This is a genomic window from Modestobacter sp. VKM Ac-2984 (genome assembly GCF_026967985.1).
Lineage (GTDB): Bacteria > Actinomycetota > Actinomycetes > Mycobacteriales > Geodermatophilaceae > Modestobacter.
Genome location: NZ_JAPVBJ010000010.1, coordinates 68,062 through 86,208 on the forward strand (window position 1 = coordinate 68,062; position 18,147 = coordinate 86,208).

General features: G+C 72.6%; 18 protein-coding genes. 9 read left to right on the plus strand and 9 right to left on the minus strand.

The genetic code is table 11. The features are described 5' to 3' along the window. The first annotated feature begins 107 nt into the window (after window positions 1-107). From O2W16_RS18745 to aroQ, 6 genes are read left to right on the plus strand one after another with little or no spacing between them, the layout of a single operon-like run. A complete protein-coding gene (locus O2W16_RS18745) occupies window positions 108-596 on the plus strand; it encodes a TRAP transporter small permease (RefSeq protein WP_269160342.1) in 489 nt (162 codons plus the stop codon). After that, complete coding sequence (locus O2W16_RS18750) at window positions 593-1,867, plus strand: TRAP transporter large permease (RefSeq protein ID WP_269160343.1); 1,275 nt, start codon at window positions 593-595, stop codon at window positions 1,865-1,867. Before O2W16_RS18745 ends, O2W16_RS18750 begins: the two co-directional genes overlap by 4 nt. Then, window positions 1,864-2,829 (plus strand): shikimate dehydrogenase, encoded by a 966-nt coding sequence (locus O2W16_RS18755; RefSeq protein ID WP_269160344.1) that lies wholly within the window; start codon window positions 1,864-1,866, stop codon window positions 2,827-2,829. Before O2W16_RS18750 ends, O2W16_RS18755 begins: the two co-directional genes overlap by 4 nt. A 23-nt stretch (window positions 2,830-2,852) precedes the next feature. Then, window positions 2,853-3,884, plus strand: coding sequence for a DctP family TRAP transporter solute-binding subunit (locus O2W16_RS18760; RefSeq protein WP_269160345.1), 1,032 nt, complete (start codon window positions 2,853-2,855; stop codon window positions 3,882-3,884). Further along, on the plus strand, window positions 3,881-4,918 hold the full coding sequence (locus tag O2W16_RS18765; RefSeq protein ID WP_269160346.1) for a phosphotriesterase family protein: 1,038 nt from the start codon (window positions 3,881-3,883) through the stop codon (window positions 4,916-4,918). Before O2W16_RS18760 ends, O2W16_RS18765 begins: the two co-directional genes overlap by 4 nt. Then, window positions 4,915-5,373 (plus strand): type II 3-dehydroquinate dehydratase, encoded by a 459-nt coding sequence (gene aroQ, locus O2W16_RS18770; protein ID WP_269160347.1) that lies wholly within the window; start codon window positions 4,915-4,917, stop codon window positions 5,371-5,373. The genes O2W16_RS18765 and aroQ overlap by 4 nt, the downstream gene beginning before the upstream one ends. A gap of 16 nt (window positions 5,374-5,389) precedes the next feature. Here the strand turns inward: aroQ and O2W16_RS18775 are convergent, their stop codons facing one another. Together O2W16_RS18775 and O2W16_RS18780 are read right to left on the minus strand one after the other, a co-directional pair. Continuing rightward, the gene (locus O2W16_RS18775) at window positions 5,390-6,184 is read right to left on the minus strand and encodes a hypothetical protein (protein WP_269160348.1); all 795 of its coding nucleotides are present in this window, start codon (window positions 6,182-6,184) and stop codon (window positions 5,390-5,392) included. Further along, window positions 6,181-8,109, minus strand: a complete 1,929-nt coding sequence (locus tag O2W16_RS18780) for a bifunctional sugar phosphate isomerase/epimerase/4-hydroxyphenylpyruvate dioxygenase family protein (RefSeq protein ID WP_269160349.1) — start codon at window positions 8,107-8,109, stop codon at window positions 6,181-6,183. Before O2W16_RS18780 ends, O2W16_RS18775 begins: the two co-directional genes overlap by 4 nt. Window positions 8,110-8,274: 165 nt before the next feature. Between O2W16_RS18780 and O2W16_RS18785 the strand changes: the two genes are divergently transcribed. From O2W16_RS18785 to msrA, 3 genes are all read left to right on the plus strand, one after another. Then, window positions 8,275-8,955 carry a TetR family transcriptional regulator gene (locus tag O2W16_RS18785; protein WP_269160350.1) on the plus strand — a complete coding sequence of 227 codons (681 nt, stop codon included), beginning with the start codon at window positions 8,275-8,277 and terminating at the stop codon, window positions 8,953-8,955. Between the two features lie 138 nt (window positions 8,956-9,093). Next, complete coding sequence (locus O2W16_RS18790; RefSeq protein WP_269160351.1) at window positions 9,094-10,137, plus strand: SDR family oxidoreductase; 1,044 nt, start codon at window positions 9,094-9,096, stop codon at window positions 10,135-10,137. Window positions 10,138-10,439: 302 nt separating this feature from the next. Next, entirely contained in the window at window positions 10,440-10,955 is a 516-nt protein-coding gene (gene msrA / locus O2W16_RS18795; protein ID WP_269160352.1) for a peptide-methionine (S)-S-oxide reductase MsrA, read from the plus strand. 209 nt (window positions 10,956-11,164) lie between these two features. Here msrA and O2W16_RS18800 read toward each other — a convergent pair whose 3' ends face one another. The 7 genes from O2W16_RS18800 to O2W16_RS18830 all read right to left on the minus strand — a co-directional run bounded on the left by O2W16_RS18800 (window position 11,165) and on the right by O2W16_RS18830 (window position 18,128). After that, entirely contained in the window at window positions 11,165-12,199 is a 1,035-nt protein-coding gene (locus tag O2W16_RS18800; protein ID WP_269160353.1) for a HEAT repeat domain-containing protein, read from the minus strand. Then, complete coding sequence (locus O2W16_RS18805) at window positions 12,193-12,978, minus strand: HEAT repeat domain-containing protein (protein WP_269160354.1); 786 nt, start codon at window positions 12,976-12,978, stop codon at window positions 12,193-12,195. Before O2W16_RS18805 ends, O2W16_RS18800 begins: the two co-directional genes overlap by 7 nt. Before the next feature lie 552 nt (window positions 12,979-13,530). Beyond that, window positions 13,531-14,577 (minus strand): isopenicillin N synthase family dioxygenase, encoded by a 1,047-nt coding sequence (locus tag O2W16_RS18810; RefSeq protein WP_269160355.1) that lies wholly within the window; start codon window positions 14,575-14,577, stop codon window positions 13,531-13,533. After that, complete coding sequence (gene add, locus O2W16_RS18815) at window positions 14,574-15,647, minus strand: adenosine deaminase (protein ID WP_269160356.1); 1,074 nt, start codon at window positions 15,645-15,647, stop codon at window positions 14,574-14,576. Before add ends, O2W16_RS18810 begins: the two co-directional genes overlap by 4 nt. A gap of 14 nt (window positions 15,648-15,661) precedes the next feature. After that, window positions 15,662-16,492 (minus strand): ABC transporter permease, encoded by an 831-nt coding sequence (locus tag O2W16_RS18820; protein ID WP_269160492.1) that lies wholly within the window; start codon window positions 16,490-16,492, stop codon window positions 15,662-15,664. A gap of 5 nt (window positions 16,493-16,497) precedes the next feature. Further along, a complete protein-coding gene (locus O2W16_RS18825) occupies window positions 16,498-17,286 on the minus strand; it encodes an ABC transporter permease (RefSeq protein ID WP_269160357.1) in 789 nt (262 codons plus the stop codon). 2 nt (window positions 17,287-17,288) lie between these two features. Beyond that, entirely contained in the window at window positions 17,289-18,128 is an 840-nt protein-coding gene (locus O2W16_RS18830) for an ABC transporter ATP-binding protein (RefSeq protein WP_269160358.1), read from the minus strand. Window positions 18,129-18,147: the final 19 nt, after the last annotated feature.

Here is an 18,147-nt window from a genome sequence, read left to right on the forward strand (position 1 = left end):
TTCGTACGGTCCCCCGGTGTTGTGACGGGCAGCACAAGGGCTGCGGAGAAGGGCTGGCGATGACAGCAACTGACGGCCGACCACCTGCACGGTGGAAGTCGTGGATCGTGGTGGTCACGCGCGTGGAGCTGGCGCTGGCCGCCACTGCGCTGGCGGTGCTGTTCGTGCTGGTCCTCGTGCAGGCCGCCCAGCGCTACCTGCCGGTCGGCGGCTGGTCGTGGACCGGCGAGCTGGCGCGGTTCTGTCTGGTGTGGGTCACGTTCACGGTGGCCGGGGTGCTGGTCACCACCGACTCCCACATCGCGCTGCAGCTGGTCGACAACGTCAAGAACCCGAAGGTCGTCCGGTTCGTGCGGGTCCTGGCCAGTGCGATCGTCGCCGTCATCGGCGCCGGCTTCGCAGCCGAGGCGTGGGAGCTGATGTCCACGCAGGGGCAGCTCAAGTCGCCGTCCCTGCGCATGCCGCTGACCTTCCTGTACCTCTTCCCCTTCCTCGGCTTCCTCAGCACCGCCATCCGGGGCGCCGTGGCCGCGGTGGTCTTCGCCGTCCGCGGCGTGCCGGCTCCGGTCGGGACGACGGAGGTGCGGCCGGCATGAGCCTCCTGCTGCTGACCATCGCGATCGTCGCCCTGCTCTTCATCCGGGTCCCGGTGGCGTTCGCGTTCCTCGGCCCCTCGCTGGCCTACATGCTGCTCACCGGGCAGTCCCTCGGCCTCAGCCTCCGGCTGATCGTGAACGCGACGGCGAGCTTCCCGCTGCTCGCCGTGCCGCTGTTCATCCTGCTCGGCGTCATCGCCAACCGGGGCGGCATCGCCGACCGGCTCTTCGACTTCGCCCTGGCGCTGCTGGGCCGGGTGCGCGGCGGCCTGGGCTACGTGAGCGTCGGCGTCAGCCTCGGCTTCTCCTGGATGAGCGGCTCGGCAGTGGCCGACGCCGCCGCCCTGGGCAAGATCCAGATCCCGGCCATGGTGCGCAACGGCTACCCGCTCCGCTTCGGCCTGGGCGTCACCGGTGCCGCCTCGCTGATCGCCCCGGTGATGCCGCCGAGCATCCCAGCGGTCATCTTCGCCGGACTGGCCGCGGTCTCGACCGGTGGGCTCTTCGCCGCCTCCGTGGTGCCGGCGCTGCTGATGGCCTTCGGCCTGTGCGTCGTCGTCTTCTTCCTGGTGCGAAAGCAGCCGGACATCATCCGGACCGACTTCTCGATGCGCCAGCTGGTCGTCACCGGACGACGGGTGATCGGCCCGATCCTCGCCCCGGTGATCATCCTGGGCGGCATCCTGGGCGGCTTCTTCACGCCCACCGAGGCCGCCGCCGTCGGCGTTGCCTACATGCTGCTGCTCTGCCTGGCCTACCGGAGCCTGAAGGTCCGGGAACTGCCCAAGGTGCTCACCGAGACGGTCACGACGACCGGGGCGATCATGCTGATCGTCTCCTCCGCGTCGCTGCTCGGCTACATCCTGGCCCGCGAGCGGGTCCCCCAGATGCTGGCCGAGAACGTCTTCGGGTTCACCGAGAACGCCACGGTCTTCCTGCTGATGACGGCGATCCTGATGCTCGTCCTGGGCACGGTGGTGGACCCGACCGCCGTCCTGGTGCTGGTGGTGCCGATCCTGCTGCCGATCAGCGCGAGCTTCGGCGTCGACCCGATCGTGCTCGGTGTGCTGATGATCGTCGCGCTGATGATCGGGCTGCTCACCCCGCCGGTCGGCACCGTGCTCTACGTCCTCAGCTCGGTGGCCGAGACGAAGGTCAGCGAGGTCTTCCGCGGTTGCCTGCCGTTCATCGTCCCCCTCGTGGTGATCCTCGGCCTGATCATCGCCTTCCCCGACGCCGTCCTCTGGCTGCCGGGGGTGCTGGGCCTGTGACCGGCTCCGCACCGCAGACGGGCGCACCCGCCCCCCGCCGGTCCTTCCTCGCCGGGCTCCTCGGGCAGGGCATCGGGCCGTCGCTCTCTCCCGAGCTGCACGAACGGGAGGGCGCCCGGCAGGGCCTGCGCTACACCTACAAGACCGTCGAGCTGCCGGACGACGCCCTGCAGCCGGACCACCTGCGGCGCCTGCTGCGCGCCGCGGTCGAGCTCGGCTTCGACGGGCTCAACGTCACCCACCCGGTCAAGCAGGTGATGGCACCGCTCGTCGACGAGCTGGCTCCGGAGGCCGCCGCCATCGGCGCGATCAACACGATCGTGATCGAGGACGGCCACACCCGGGGTCACAACACCGACGTGACCGGCTTCGCCGCGGCCCTGCGCGCCGGGCTGCCCGACGTCCCGCTGCAGCGCGTCGTGCTGATCGGTGCCGGCGGCGCCGGGGGCGCCGTCGCCCACGCCCTCGCCAGCCAGGGCGTCGAACAGCTGTCGGTGGTCGACCGCGACGCGGCGCGTGCCGAACAGCTGATCGGCGCGCTGGCGGCAGCCGGCAACCAGGTGTCGACGGAGGTCTGCGCGCCGGAGGAGCTGCCCGGCCTGCTGGCCGGCGCATCGGGTCTGGTGAACGCCACCCCGATGGGGATGGCCGCCCACCCCGGCACCCCGGTGCCCGCCGGCCTGCTGCGCCCGGACCTCTGGGTCGCCGACATCGTCTACCGACCGCTGCTGACCGAGCTCGTGCGGGAGGCGACCGCCCTGGGGTGCCGGGTGATGACCGGCGCCGGGATGGCCGTGAACCAGGCCGCCGACTCCTTCGAGCTCTTCATCGGCCGGGCTGCGGCTCGGCCGGCCATGTTCGCCGACTTCGACGAGCTCGTCGCCGCCGAGGTCAACGGCGACGACCCGTCGCCCGGCGACACAGCACCAGACACCCCGACCGCCCACCCGACCGAGCACTGAGAATCCCAACGAAGGGAAAGACCATGCCCAACCGTCCCCTCCCCAGGCGCCCGCTCCTCGCGGCCTCCGCCCTCCTCCCCCTCCTGCTCGCCACCGCCTGCGGCGGCGGCGACGACGCCGGCGGCGGGGACGCCGGTGGCGGCGGCGAGGTGGAGCTGACGCTCGCGCACAGCTACACCGAGCAGCAGCCGCAGCACCGGTGCGGTGCCCAGGTCATCGCTGACGAGCTCGAGGCCGCCGATGTCGGCGTGACCGTGGAGATCTTCCCGAGCAGCCAGCTCGGCGGCGACGCCGACCGCATCCAGTCGGTGATCTCCGGTGACATCGACCTCGACATCCAGGGCGCCTCGGCGCTCGGGGCGGTCTACGAGCCGATGAGCGTCGTCGACGCGGCGTACGCCTTCGACGACGGCGAGCACCTCGCCCGGTTCTTCGGCAGTGAGGCGTCCGACGAGCTGACCCAGGGGTTCGCCGACTCCACCGGCGCCAGCGTGCTCGGCGCCTGGTCCGCCGGCGCCCGGCACTTCACCGCCGGCCAGGCGATCCGCGAACCCGCCGACCTGGAAGGCCTGCGGATGCGGTTCCCCAACTCGCCGCAGTACCTGATGAACGCCCGCGCCCTGGGCGCGGACCCGACCGAGGTGGCCTACGAGGAGCTGTACCTGGCTCTGCAGCAGGGCATCGTCGACGGTCAGGAGAACCCGATCGTCAACATCGACGCCCAGAACCTCGGCGAGGTGCAGGACTACCTGAGCCTGTCCGCCCACCAGGAGAACTCCAACCTGGTCATCGCCGGCCCGGGGGTCGAGGAGTTGTCCGACGAGCAGCGGGAGGCGCTCGACGCCGCGGTCGCGGCAGCCGTCGAGCAGGTGCCCGAGTGCGTCGCGGAGGACGAGGAGCAGGTCCTCGAGGAGTGGACCTCCGGCGGTGAGTTCGAGGTCGTGGAGGACGTGGACGTCGACGCCTTCCGCACCCAGGCCGAGGAGTACCTGCGGGCCAACCTGAGCGAGGAGCAGCTCAGCGTCTACGAGGCCATCCGCGACTCGGCCGAGTGACCGACCCTCTCCGCACCGACCCCCGGGGCGACTCCGCACAGGAGCGCCCCGGGGCGGTGGTGCAGACCTTCCGGGGCCCGGTGCACCCTGACCAGCTCGGGTCGACCCTGGTGCACGAGCACCTCTTCGTCAGCAGCCCGGAACTCGACCTCAACCACCCGCACCCGGAGTGGGAGCCGGCCACCGCCGTCGACCGGGCCGTCACCGCCCTGACCCGGCTGCGCGACCTCGGCGTCCGCACGGTGGTCGACCTGACCGTGCTGGGCCTCGGCCGGGACGTCGCCCGGCTGGTGCCCGTGGCCGACCGCGCCCCGGTGCACCTGATCGCCTCGACCGGCTACTACACCGCCAACGTGCTGCCGCCCTTCTTCCGCACCCACGGGCCGGGGCTGCTCGTCGCCGGCCCCGACCCGCTGATCGAGTTCTTCCTGCACGACATCGAGGAGGGCATCGCCGGCACCGGCGTCCGGGCCGGGATGCTCAAGGTCGTCACCGACGAGGAGGGCATCACCGAGGACGTCGCCCGGGTGATGACCGCGGCCGCAGTGGCCCACCAGCAGACCGGCGTCCCGATCACCACCCACAGCCGGCCCGCCCTGCGCAACGGACTCGACCAGCAGGCGTTCCTGCGGAAGCGCGGCGTGCCGCTCGACCGTGTGGTCATCGGCCACTCCGGGGACACCGAGGACCTCACCTACCTCCGGGTGCTGATGGACGCCGGCTCGACCATCGGCATGGACCGGTTCGGCATGGAGCACGTGCTGCCCGATGTGCGCCGGGTCGCCACCGTGCTGGCGCTGCTGCGGCTCGGGTACGCCGACCGGATGGTGCTCTCGCACGACGCGGCCTGCTTCAGTCGGGTCACGCCACCGTCGTGGCGCGCCGTCCACGCCCCGCACTGGCGGTTCGAGAACATCCCGACCCGGATCGTCCCGATGCTGCTCGCCGGCGGGGCCACCGAGGACGACGTCCACCAGATGACGGTGGTCAACCCGGCTCGACTGCTCACACCGGACCACGAGAGGACGCCGTGAACTCGGTGCTCGTGCTCAACGGCCCGAACCTCGACCTGCTCGGCACCCGGAAGCCCGAGGTGTACGGCTCGGCCACGCTGGCCGACGTCGAACAGCTGTGCCGGGTGCGAGCCGCGGAGCTGGGGCTGGACGTGCAGTTCCGGCAGTCCAACCACGAGGGCCAGCTCATCGACTGGGTCCACGAGTGGGGCAGGCGCGTCCGCGACGGGCAGGCGATCGGCGCCGTCTACAACCCCGGCGCACACGCCCACACGTCCATCGCCCTGCGGGACGCGATCGAGGGGGTGGAGCTGCCGGTGGTCGAGGTGCACATCTCGAACGTGCACGCCCGCGAGCAGTTCCGGCACCACTCCTACATCTCCCCGGTGGCCCGGGGCGTCGTCGTCGGACTCGGCGTCCTCGGGTATCCCCTGGCGCTGACCGGCCTCGCCGAGCTGACCCGCCAGCCGCGCTGACCCGGGCCCCTGGAGGTCAGCCGGCGGTCAGCCGGCGGGCGCGCGCCCGGGGGTGCTCGAGCATCTCGTCGACCAGGCCGTGCAGGTGCTGCAGCCGCGCGGCGGGGTCGTCGGTGAGCAGGCCGACGGAGTCGTCCCCGCCGAGCGCGACCGGGACGTGCGGCGGGAGGGTGGCGAGCAGCCCGGCCGCGGCCTCGCCGCCCTGCTCGACCTGACGAGCGCTGAGCCGGACGTAGCCGAGGGACTCACCGAGCACGTCGACGGCCGCCTCGACCTCGGCCGGTGAACAGCTGCCCACCGGCACATCCAGGACGACCCCGCCGCCGCTCGGCCGCACGACGGTCGCCGCGTCGGCGAGCAGGTCCGGGCGGTCGACCGGCAACGGCGCGAGCAGCGGCAGGAGCCGGTACGGCCGGGCCTGCTCGACCAGCCGACCGAAGACCTCGACCCGCTCGGCGACAGCTCGTCCGGCCGGGTCGTCCGCACTGAACCGGGCGGTCACGTACCGGGCCCCGAACCGGGCCCCGAAGTCCAGCACCCGCCCGTGGGTGGCGTGCACGTGGTCGTCGGGCAGGGTGCCGTCGAGCTGCACGCGGCCGACGTCGAGCGCCGTCACCCGGGTCTCGAGCAGCTCGTCGACGAGCCGGAGGAGGTTGCGCTCGCCCGCCCCGCCGGACCACCAGGGCTCGACCTCGGCCACGGCCCCGACGTGCAGGCCGATCGAGTCCCAGCCACTGCCGGCCAGCAGCTCGGTGAGCTCGACGGGACTGCGCGGGTGCACCACCGACTGGTGCACGGCCAACCGGTTCACGACACGTCCGTCCTCTCGACTCCGGTGCGCCGGACCGGCGTCACCGCCTGCGGTGAACGCTGACGGCGATGGGCGGCCATCCGCACCGGCGCATCGGCGTTCCCGTACCCGTCATAGCCTCCCAGCCGCTGGACCACCATGACGAAGAGCCGGTCGCCCAGCACCTCGGTCGCCAGGTGCAGGCAGGCGCCGTCCGGGTCCTCCTCGTACATCAGCCCGTGCTCCCGGACGGCCGCCAGGAGGTCGGCCGGGAGGTCGAACCGGGCCTCGAGGTCGTCGGCGTAGTTCTCCGGCAGCCGCAGCAACGGGGCGCCGGCGGCCCGCAGCCGCTCCGCCGTGGCCACGACGTCGTCGGTGGCGAAGGCGAGGTACTGCGGCTCGGGCACCCGGGGCGCCCAGCCGCCGCGGCGCAGCGACGAGGCCGAGAGCGTCAGCCGCACCGCCCGGTCGGGCCCGGTCACCGCCCGGGTGCGCACCAGGCCGAAGGGGGCGGCCAGCTCGGTCACCTGCTGCGGCTCCAGGCCCAGCACAGCCCGGTAGAACAGCCCGGCCTCGTCGAAGGAGTCGAACGGCTGGGTCAGGGCCACGTGGTCGATACCGGTCAGGCCGGCGCCCGGGGCGGGTGTGACTCCGGTGGGCAGGAAGTCCGCCGGCCAGCCGTCGGGCACCGTGCGGGTGAAGAAGACCTCCGTGCCGTCCGGAGCGGCGACCGCGGACAACTCCGCCTCCGCCGCGCCGCGGGTGCGGGGCAGCACCGGGGCGCTCATCGCCTCGGCGCGGACCGCCGAGCGCACCGGGTCACTGCTCTCCAGGCCGAGGGCGGAGACCACCGCCTCCCCGAGTGCCCCGGGCCGGACGACGGACCCGTTGAGCAGCACCCGCGCCGCCCCCTGTTCCCACAGCTGCACCGGCTTGGAGCGGTGCTGGCCGCTGTGGGTGAACCCGAGGGTCGTCAGCACCTCCCCGACCTGCGGCCCGGAGACCCCGTCGACGGCCAGCTCGGTGAACGACCACCCGGACAGCGCCGGCGGGGCCGGCGGCGGGCAGAGACCAGAGGCCGGATCCGCCAGCGCGAGCGCCTCCTCGAGCCACTGCAGCGAGCGCATGGCGTCGACCGCGGTGCGAGCCGGGTCGGACTGCCGGTAGACGTCGTTGAAGACCTCCAGCGACCACGGCCCGCGGTACCCGGTGGCGAGGACGGCGCCGAGGAAGCCGGGCAGGTCGAAGGCGCCCTGCCCGGGGAAGAGGCGGTGGTGCCGGCTCCACTGCAGCACGTCCATGGTCAGCTGCGGGGCGTCGGCCAGCTGCAGGAAGAACACCTTCTCCCCCGGGACGGCCGCGAAGCCGCGGGGGTCACCGCCGCGGGAGAGGACGTGGAAGCTGTCCAGGCACAACCCCAGCGCCGCGGAGTCGGCCCGGCGGACGGCGTCCCAGGACGCCTCCCAGGTCGACACGTGCCGGCCCCAGGCGAGCGCCTCGTAGGCGATCCGCAGTCCGCGCCCCTCGGCCCGGGCCGCCGCGGTCGACAGCTGCTCGGCGAGCTGGTCGGCGTCGGCGACGGCGTCCGGCGCGACCGAGGAGCACACCAGCACGGTGTCCACGCCGAGCGCGCTCATCACGTCGAACTTCCGTTCCGCGCGCCGCAGGTTGGCGGCGAACCGCGTGGGGTCGGTCGAGTCCAGGTCGCGGAACGGCTGGTAGAGGTCGATCGACAAACCGAGGTCGGCGCAGCGTGCGGCCAGCTCGGCCGGCGACCAGGGAGAGGCGATCAGGTCGGGCTCGAACACCTCGACGCCGTCGAAGCCCGCGGCCGCCGCCGCGGTGAGCTTGTCCTCCAGCGTCCCCGACAGGCAGACGGTGGCGATCCCACGGCGGGGGTGCACGGCGCCCGCGCCGGCGGGGTGCGGTGGACGAGCTGGTGGCATGGACCCTGTCCTCTTATGTACCAAGTGGTGAGTTGTGGACCACCCGACCACATCGGACGGCAGGGCGCCAGTCCCCCCGCCGGACCGGAGGCCCGGTCGCCGGGGTCCTCTCCGAGCCGGCGTTGCATAGGCTCCGCCGCACGTCCACCCAGGCAGGAGGAGACCGTGACCGCGCGCCGACCGGAGAGCGAGCCGCCCACCGACGCCGCCGCGGCGCGCCCGGTGGAGCGCACCCGCGACGCCGACCGGACCCGGGCGGAGATCCTCGCCGTCGCCACCGCTGAGTTCGCCGACCGCGGGTACGCCGGAGCCCGGGTCAACGAGATCGCCGAGAAGCTGAGCACGACCAAACGGATGATCTACTACTACTTCGGCGGCAAGGAGCAGCTCTACGTCGCGGTGCTCGAGCAGGCCTACGGCCGGATCCGGGCGCTGGAGCAGCAGGTGGACGTCGAGCACCTGGAGCCGGTGGCGGCGATCCGCGAGCTGGCCGGGCTCACCTTCGACCACCATGAGGCGCACCCCGAGTTCATCCGGCTGGTGAGCATCGAGAACATCCACCGGGCCGAGCACCTGGCCGGTTCGCCGGCGCTGGCCGGCCTGGCCGCGCCCGCCGTCGACGTGCTGGCCGCCATCCTGCAGCGCGGCCGGGCCGAGGGGGTGTTCCGGGACGACGTGGACGCGCTCGACGTGCACCAGGTGATCAGCGCGTTCTGCGTCTTCCGGACCGCCAACCGGCACACGTTCCGGGTCATCTTCGACCGCGACATGCTCGACCCGGCGACCCGTGACCACCAGCGGAGGCTGCTCGGCGACCTGGTCGTCGCCCACCTCACCACACGCTGAGCCCCGGGCGGTGCGACGCTCGGCAGGACACGTGCACCGGACCCGGCGACTCCTCGCCGGGCCGTCCGACGGCGTGCACGACCTACAGGGGACACCGAACACGTGACTGCAACTGCTGGACCGCGACAGGCGCTCGTCGTGGGCGCCACGGGGATCGTCGGCCAGAACCTCGCCGAGCGACTGACCGCACAGGGCTGGGACGTCCACGGGCTCTCCCGCAGCGGGCGGGCCCCCGGCCCGGGCGTGCACCCCGTCCAGGCGGACCTGGCGGACCCGGCCGGCCTGTCCGCCGCACTGGAGGGCCTGTCCCCCGAGCTCGTCGCGATCACCGCCTGGACCCGGCAGGCCACGGAGGCGGAGAACATCGCGGTCAACGGCGCCGCCGTCCGCAACGTGCTCCAGGCGCTGGAGCCGGCCGGGTCGGTGCGGCACGCCGCGCTGATGACCGGGCTGAAGCACTACCTCGGCCCGTTCGAGGCCTACGCGCAGGGCGAGATGCCGGACACGCCCTTCCACGAGGACGAGCCCCGCCTGGACGCGCCGAACTTCTACTACGCGCAGGAGGACGAGCTCTTCGCCGCCGCCGCCCGCGCCGGGTTCACCTGGAGCGTCCACCGCTCGCACACGGTGTTCGGCTTCGCCGTGGGCAACGCGATGAACATGGTGCTGACGCTGTCGGCCTACGCCGCGATCTGCAAGCAGACCGGGCGGCCGTTCGTCTTCCCCGGGTCGAGCACCCAGTGGAACAGCGTGACCGACGTGACCGACGCCGACCTGCTGGCCGACCAGATCATCTGGGCCGCAGCTTCCGAAACGGGACGCGACCAGGCCTTCAACACCGCCAACGGCGACGTCTTCCGGTGGCGCTGGCTGTGGCCGCAGATCGCCGCCCACTTCGGCCTGGAGTGGGAGGGCTACGCAGGACGGGTCCGCCCGCTCACCGAGAGCATGGCCGGCACCGAGGACGTCTGGGCCGGCATCGCTGCCGAGCACGGGCTGGTCGAGCCCGACCTCGGCCGGATCGCCTCCTGGTGGCACACCGACAGCGACCTGGGACGGGAGATCGAGGTGCTGACCGACATGAACAAGAGCCGCAAGGCCGGTTTCACCCAGAGCCGGGACAGCCGCGACAGCTTCTTCCGCTACGTCGAGCGGTACCGCGCGGCCCGCATCATCCCCTGACGCCGGCTGTCCGGAGTCGCATCTGCACCGCTGTCGTCCGGGTCGGTGGCCACAGGTCGTGCTGGAGACCCCGGCGATCAGCAGCACGACCCGGCCGGCCACGGGGAAGACGAGCGGGCCGGCGCACGACGACGTCCCCGCGGTGACGGTGTCGACGGAGGCCCCGGGGTGCGGCGCCCGACCGACCCGGACGCCTGGCGATCCCGCCGGCCGGGCCAGGCGGCTGGAATCGGCGGACGGTGGGAAGCACCGACACCGGTCGCGGTGTTGTCCTGCCGTACTCGACAGAGAGGCAGGAACCCATGACCACGGAGACCGCGATCCTCGCCGGCGGCTGCTTCTGGGGCGCCCAGGAACTGCTGCGCAAGCGCCCGGGGGTGGTCTCGACCCGCGTCGGCTACTCGGGCGGCGACACCCCGAACGCCACGTACCGGGACCACGGTGACCACGCCGAGGCGGTCGAGATCCTCTTCGACCCGGCTGTGATCTCGTTCCGGGAGCTGCTGGAGTTCTTCTTCCAGATCCACGACCCGTCGACGAGGGACCGGCAGGGCAACGACGTCGGTCGCAGTTACCGCTCGGCGGTCTACTACACCAGCGACGAGCAGCAGCGCGTCGCGCTCGACACGATCGCCGACGTCGACGCCTCGGGCATCTGGCCCGGCGAGGTCGTCACCGAGGTCGAGCCGGCCGGCCCGTTCTGGGAGGCCGAGGACGAGCACCAGGACTACCTGCAGAGGATCCCGTTCGGGTACACGTGCCACTACGTGCGGCCCGACTGGGTGCTCCCGCGCCGCGAGGCCCAGGCCACCCGCTGAGACGAGCTCGACGAGGAGCTGGTCCCCGACCTCGTCGAGAACTCCCAGAGTCCGGTCGCCGCGCGTGAGCTGACTCCGTGTCGCTCAGCCGCGTCCCGGACCGGTGCCCTGCACCAGGTCCGCGGACGCGGCGGACACGGCGATCGCGTTCTTGGCGGCTGCGGCGACGTCCTGGCGGTCGGTCCAGGCCATCCGCGCCGAGTCTCGGGCTACGGGGACGACGACTCGCTCCCCCGGCTACGCGCATCGAGGAGTCCGACGAAAGCCGTTGCGACGAGGGCGACGGTGCGGTCGTCGTCCTGAGCGAGTTGGCGCAAGACCGCGAGCGCGGAGGGCCCGGACAGCTCGACCAGCGCCTGCATCAGGCGGATGCGCACCGAGGGGTCCTGGGGGTGCGCGGCGAGTTCGTCGACCAGCGAGGTCATGATCCCGTCTGCGCACTCGGCGTCCTGGTACAGCGCCCCCAGGACCTCCGCCGCCTCGATGTCGTCCGCACCCTCGACCACCATCCCGACGAGCGTCGGCAGCGCGGCGGTGACGCCTCGCCTGCCCAGCGCCAGAGCGGCGTGCCCGCGCACCGTGGGGTCCGGGTCCCCGAGCGCCTCGACCAGGACCTCCGTCGCGCCCGGGGCCGCGGACGACGTCCCGATCGCCGACACCGCGCGCCGCCGTACCTCGACGTCTCCCGACCGGACGCCGGCGGCCAACGCCGCGACGCCGTCGCCGCCCGATCGGGCCAGGGCCCAGCGAAGGGCACCGGCGACATGGGGATCGGACTCGGCCAGCACCGCTCCGGCCAGCAGGTCTGCGGAGGTCGACGCGTCCTCCGGCCGGGCCAGGACGGCCTGCTGCCTGCGGGCTGCGCTGGTCGAGTGCAGCCCCTGCATGAGCTCGACGATGCGCAGCGCGCCCTGCCACCCCGTCGGCGACGACGCATCGATCGCGCGGAGCCGCTCGAGCAGCTCGCGGTCTCGCTCCACGCGTTCTTCCGTCCACTCGATGAGGTCGCCGACCAGGGCGGACGGGGTGAAGGCCGGGTCGTCCAGGGCGCGACCGACCTGCTCGAGCGAGAGCCCCAGCGATCGCAGGCTCTCCACGTGGAAGATCCGGCGGACGTCGTCGGCGGCGTACTCGCGGTAGCCGCCGACGGTGCGACCGGACGGCCGCACCAGTCCGAGGGCGTCGTAGTGCCGGAGCATCCGGCTGCTCACCCCGGAGCGCCGGGCCACCTCGCCGATCAGCATCCCGTTGCCTCCGCTGCCTCGACGGGCTCCGTCGATTCGGGAGTGTCCACGGTCCCGGCGGGTCCCGAGGCTGCCTCGTCGGCGAGAGCGGCTCGTTCCGGGCCCAGTCTGAGCACCCGCCGCGCCTCGTCGAGAGCTGCGTCGAACCCGGACTCCGGGTCCTCCAGGAGCAGCGCGGTGGCCCGGGCGTGCGCAGCCATCCCTGGATCAGCGCTCACTGCCGCCTCCTCCAGGGCCGGCTGGACCACGTCGCCGAGCGAGAGGAGAGCCCGGCTCAGACTGAGCTGCACCGTCCGGTCTCCACGCCCGAGCTGGGTGACCAGTTCTGTGACCAGGTCCTCCTCGTCGTCCTCGGGAACGAGGAGGACAGCCACCCGCCAGGCCGTCCGGGCCACCTCGTCGTCGGCGTCACGCAGCAGGTACCGCGTGATCCAGGCCCACGTGCTCTCGTCGCCTATCTTCGACAGCGTGTGCAGGGCCTGGCTGCGCGCCTGCGCGTGCCCGGAGTCGAGCTCCCGCCGGAGCCGGGGCAGGACCAGCTCCGGCGGAAGGCGGGTCAGCGCCCAGGACAGCATGTCCCGCACGAAGAAGTCCGACTCGATCGCGCACCGCTGGACGAGCGCCTCCAGGAAGCCGGGGTCGGGCTCCGCGCCCATCGCCAGAGCCCCCCGGAGCCGGACCGAGGCGTCCGTCGCGGCCAGGGCACCGACCACCCGGACGTGCTGCGGTTCCTCGTTCGTCGCATGCATCACGACCACCTCCTGCGCTGCAGTGGGCACCTTGTCACCGTGTCAAGGTCAAGCACCGATCGGCGACCACGCGGCTCGGCGGAGTCTCCGGAAAGCCGTACGGGACGGTCAACGCACGGCTGGCCTCGTTCCTGTCCGCCCGGCACCCAGCAGTCGAGGTGGTCCCGGCGGATGCTGCCGACCTCGGCACGGTGCTCTCCGAACGCGGCATCGCGCACGCCGACGTCATCGTCAGCGGCCTGCCGTGGGCTGCCTTCCCATCGCAGCAGCAAGGGCTGCTGCTCGACGCGGTGCTCACCGGTCTGTCATCCGATGGCGTTCTCACGACGTTCGCCTACGTCCACAGCCGGTGGACGCCGGCCGCCCGACGGTTCCGCCGGGAGCTGGAGGCACGCTTCGACGAGGTCGTCGTCGGCCGCACCGTGTGGCGGAACCTCCCTCCGGCCCTCGTCTACTACGCACGTCGGCCCGTCACAGCGGGGGCCAGCCGCCGCACGATGTCGGGACGGCCACCACGCGAGCCCAGGAGCGCGACCACCGCACCGCGTGGACCACGCGTCGCGGAGGGAGATGGTCCGGCCGTCAGGCGCTGGCCTGCGCTGCCAACACCCGGGCGGCCTCGCGTTCGGCCTCGGTGTTGGCCACACCCGCCCGGGAGCCGGCGAGCTTGGCGCGGATGTGCTCCCCCACGGTGATCGGCGGATACGGCGACCCGTCGCCCACGCAGGTCGGCAGCGTCTCGATGACGGCGTCGATGTTGCCGTCGTGGAAGAACGCCGCGCTGCGCCGCCGCTGGATGCTGCCGTCCACGATCGGCGGCTTGACCCGGTGCAGGGTCGACATCCAGCGCTCGTTCGTCCATCGCGCCATCAGGTCACCCAGGTTGATCAGCAGCGCACCGTCGGCCGGCTGGACGTCGTGCCAGGCCCCGTCGCGCCCCAGCACCTGCAGCCCCGCGACCTGGTCGGCCCAGAGCACGGTGACGATGCCGTAGTCGGTGTGCTCCCCCATGCCGGTCAGATCGCCGTCGAGTTCGAGCGCGCCGGGCTCCAGGGCGTAGTTGTTCATCCTCAGCACGTCGAGGCTGTGGTCGGTGTAGCGCTCGAAGAAGCCGTCCGGCAGGCCGAGCGCGTCGGCGAACATCGTCGTCAGGGTCCGCGCCACCCGGGAGGCCTCGTCGGAGTAGGCGGAGACGGCACCGCGGAACGACGAGGCCTCGGCCGGCCAGACGTTCTCCGGGTAGTCGGCCTCGGGCAGGTCGAGTTCCGGGAAGTCCGACACCGCAGCCCCGACGTTGAACGCCTCGAAGAAGTCGTGCATGCGGTTGGACGGCGCGAGCCCGAGGCTGAGGCTGAGCGACTCCGTCTTGGGAGGGGCGTAGCCCCGGTTGATCTCCGGCGGCGTCCGGTACTGCTCCTTGACCTCCAGCGGGAGGAGGAAGAACTCGTCGAGGGCGGCCGCGAACGCGTCGGTGACGGCGGTCGGGATGCCGTGACCGAGAACCTGGACGAAGCCCACGGTGCGGGCTGCCTCGTCGAAGGCCGCCGCCGTGGCTGCGCGCTCCTCCGGGGTGCCGGCGCCGACGTAGGAGGAGATGTCGACGGTCGGGACGTGGAACGCGGTGGTCATGCTCGGCCCTTCGGGACGGGTGGGGGTGCATCGGGGGTGGTGGACACGACGGCCTCGACCCGCGCGAGCAGGTCGGCCTTGTCCGTCTCGTCGAGCCAGCAGGCCTCGACGGCGTTGCGGGTGAACGCGGCGAGCTGGTCGCGGCGGTAGCCGAGAGCGTGCGCGAGCACGCGGTAGTCGTGGGTCGGGTCGGTGCCGAACATCGGTGGGTCGTCGCTGTCGATGGTCACGCAGAGCCCGGCGTCGACCATCTCCGCGATCCGGCGGTGGCTGCCGTCCCCGCTGCCGGAGTAGCGACCGATGTCGGAGCTGACCGGAGTGCAGGTGAACGGCACCCGCTCCGCCACGCACCGCGCGGTGAGGACCGGGTCGTCCACCACGTGGTAGCCGTGGTCGACCCGGCTGCAGCCGAGCTGGTCGAGCAGGACCTCGACGTGCTGCGGCGGGCCGGACTCCGAGTGCGCCGTCCGCTGCAGGCCGTGCCGCGCCGCCAGCCGGTAGGCCTCGACGAAACGGCCCGGCGGCCCGTTGACCTCTGCGTAGTCGAGCCCGATGCCGAGCACGTCCTCGGCGCGGTGCTCCACCACCTGCTCGACCAGCTCGACGGCGGCGGCGCCGCTGCGCTCCCGGCAGAGGCCGACGAGGAAGGCGGCCCGGACGCCGGTGTCGACCTCCGCGTCCCGGGCCCCGGCGAGGACGCCCTCCAGGATCCGGCGGTACGGCACCCCTGGGTGGCCCGGCGGGCTCAGGTGCACCTCCCGGTAGAGCACCCCGTGGTCTGCGCCGCCGGTGGTCAGGGACTCGTAGGTGACCTGGCGGAAGTCGTCGACGTCGCGGATCAGCGAGCCGACGACATCCAGCACGCGGAGGAACTCCCCGAGGTCGGCGTAGCTGTGGTGGTCGTACAGCTGCTCGGCGGACCGGCCGAGGGCGACGCCGTGCTTCCGAGCGAGGTCGATCACCGTCTGCGGGGCCACGCTGCCGATGAGGTGGCAGTGCAGGCTGATCTTCGGCAGGGCGGCGACCATCGCGTCGATGGCCGGGTCGGCCGGCACGGGCGTGGAGTGCACCCTGGTCGCGAGGCTCACCGCTGACCCACCGCGCGCCCGAACCGGCTGAGCACTGCCGTCTCCAGCAGTTGGGCGAGGAGGTAGAGCAGCAGCGCGGTCAGGGTGATGGCCACGACCAACGCCCAGACGCGGGTGTTCTGTGAACGGTTGGCGGCGGACACGACGGCGTAACCGATGCCCTTCCCGGTCGCCAGCCACTCGGCGAGGAGCGCGCCGGTCAGGGCACCGGGCACCGCGATCCGCACGGAGGCGAAGAGCGCGGGCAGCGCGGACGGGAAACCCACCTTGAGCAGCACGGTCGACGGCGACCCGCCGTAGACGAGCACCAGGTCCCGCATCTGCGGGGTGACCGAGCGCAGCCCCGCCACGATGTTCACCAGGGCTGGGAAGAGGACGACGATCGCGCTCATCAGCGCGACGACGGCGTAGCCGCGGCCGACGAGCAGGATCAGGATGGGCGCCAGCGCGATGAGCGGGACGGTCTGCAGCACCACCGCGGCCGGCATCACCGCCCCCTCGAGCAGCTTGCACCGGACGACGACCGCCGCCAGCACGATCGCGGTCAGCATGCCGGCGGCGAACCCGACGGCGGCGTCGATCAACGTCTGCTGCAACAGCGTCCAGATCTCCGCGCGCAGCTCGGCCGACTCCGCGTCCCCGAAGAGACTGGTCCACACCTCCGCCGGGGTCTTGCCGACGTACGTCGAGACGTCCCAGACCCGCAGCGCGGCGATCCAGAGGAGCACCACCACACCCAGCACGAGCACGGTGGTGGCCACCTGGCGGAGCACGGAGCGAAGCAGCGACCCGGTCCCGCCGGTGACCCGGTCGGTACCGGGCAGCATCGTGCTCACGAGGCCGCGCCCTTCGACCACGGCGTGACCACCCGGCCGACCAGACCCAGGACGGCGTAGACCGCCCCGGCCACCAGTGCGCAGCCGATCCCCACCGCCCACGCCTGCTCGACGTCGACGTTCTGCTGGGCGATCTTGAGGATGAGCGCGACGCCGCGCTGCACTCCGCCGACGTACTCGCCGAGGATCGCGCCGAGGAAGGCAGCCGGCGCGCCGATCCGCATGGCGGCGAGGATCGAGGGCAGGGCCGAGATCAGCTGCACCTTCTGCAGCTGCCGGACCCGGCCGCCACCGAAGACCCGCACCACGTCGAGGCTGGCCCGATCGGCGGAGCGGAGCCCGAGCACGGTGCCGACGACCGTGGTGAAGAAGACCGCCAGGGCGGCGAGTGCTGTGGCGGTGCCGGAGCGCTCGCCCTCGTCCGGGTTGCCGATGACGATGAACAGCACCGGGGCGATGGCGACCAGGGGCACGCAGTAGCTCATCACCGCCACCTGCATCAGGACCGGCTCGGCGACGGGGAACAGCAGCACCAGCGACGCGACGACGAGCCCGGCCAGGGTGCCGTAGAGGAAGCCGACCGAGGCCTCCTGGAGCGTCATCCCGAAGTGCAGCGACCAGAAGCCCCAGCCGGCCTGGACCGCGGTGGTGAACACGCCGTCCGGGGTCGGCACCCGGGCGCCGGACAGCACGGTGAGCGCGGCCAGCCACCACACGGCGACCAACGCGAGGATGCCGACCGCGCTGGTGCGCAGGGAGCGGATGGACTCACGCGAGAGGTGCACGCTCAGCCCTCACCCGGCACGGCGGACGCCCCGCCGAACAGCAGCTCCGAGGCCCGGTCGTGCAGGGCGTGGAACTCCGGTGTCCGCATCAGGTCGGGGGTCCGCGGTCGGGGCAGGTCGACCTGCAGGACCTCCTGGACCCGCCCGGGGCGCGCGCTCATCACGGCGACCTGGTCGGAGAGGAAGACCGCCTCCGAGATGCTGTGGGTGACCATCAGCGTGGTCGCCGGCTTCTCCGTCCAGATCCGCAGCAGCTCCACGTTGAGCCGCTGCCGTGTCATGTCGTCCAGCGCGCCGAACGGCTCGTCGAGCAGCAGGACCGACGGGGTGACGACCAGCGCACGGGCGATCGACACGCGCTGGCGCATGCCGCCCGACAGCTGGGCCGGCTTCGCCTTCTCGAAGCCCTCCAGGCCGACCAGCTTGATCAGCTCGCCCACCAGCGCGTCGTCCGGCTTCTGCCCCGAGACCTCGAAGGGCAGCCGGATGTTGGACAACACCGACCGCCACGGCAGCAGGGCGGAGTCCTGGAAGGCGATCCCCAGCTCATTGCCGCGGCGCAGCTGCAGCGGCGTCCGGCCCTCCACGAGCGCCGAGCCGGACGTCGGCTCCTCCAACCCCGCGAGGATCCGCAGGATCGTGGACTTGCCGCAGCCGGACGGGCCGAGCAGCGACAGGAAGCTGCCCTTGTCCGTCCACAGGGTGGCGTCCTCCAGGGCGGCCACCGTCCGGCGACCGACCCGGAAGGTCTTGCTCAGGTGGTCGATCCGCACGCCGGTGCCGATCGAGGGAGCTGCGCCCCCGGTACCAGCGCTCGTCGACGCCTCTGCAACCTGGGCCATGTCGAACGTCTCCGTCGCG

Excerpts from the sequence above, each read along its gene's own strand:
- O2W16_RS18810 (WP_269160355.1), bottom strand. The coding sequence starts at position 14,577 with ATGACCACCGCGTTCCACGTCCCGACCGTCGACATCTCCTCCTACGTC.
- O2W16_RS18820 (WP_269160492.1), bottom strand. The coding sequence starts at position 16,492 with ATGCTGCCCGGTACCGACCGGGTCACCGGCGGGACCGGGTCGCTGCTT.
- O2W16_RS18750 (WP_269160343.1), top strand. The coding sequence starts at position 593 with ATGAGCCTCCTGCTGCTGACCATCGCGATCGTCGCCCTGCTCTTCATC.
- msrA (WP_269160352.1), top strand. The coding sequence starts at position 10,440 with ATGACCACGGAGACCGCGATCCTCGCCGGCGGCTGCTTCTGGGGCGCC.
- O2W16_RS18760 (WP_269160345.1), top strand. The coding sequence starts at position 2,853 with ATGCCCAACCGTCCCCTCCCCAGGCGCCCGCTCCTCGCGGCCTCCGCC.
- O2W16_RS18830 (WP_269160358.1), bottom strand. The coding sequence starts at position 18,128 with ATGGCCCAGGTTGCAGAGGCGTCGACGAGCGCTGGTACCGGGGGCGCA.
- O2W16_RS18800 (WP_269160353.1), bottom strand. The coding sequence starts at position 12,199 with ATGCTGATCGGCGAGGTGGCCCGGCGCTCCGGGGTGAGCAGCCGGATG.
- O2W16_RS18780 (WP_269160349.1), bottom strand. The coding sequence starts at position 8,109 with ATGCCACCAGCTCGTCCACCGCACCCCGCCGGCGCGGGCGCCGTGCAC.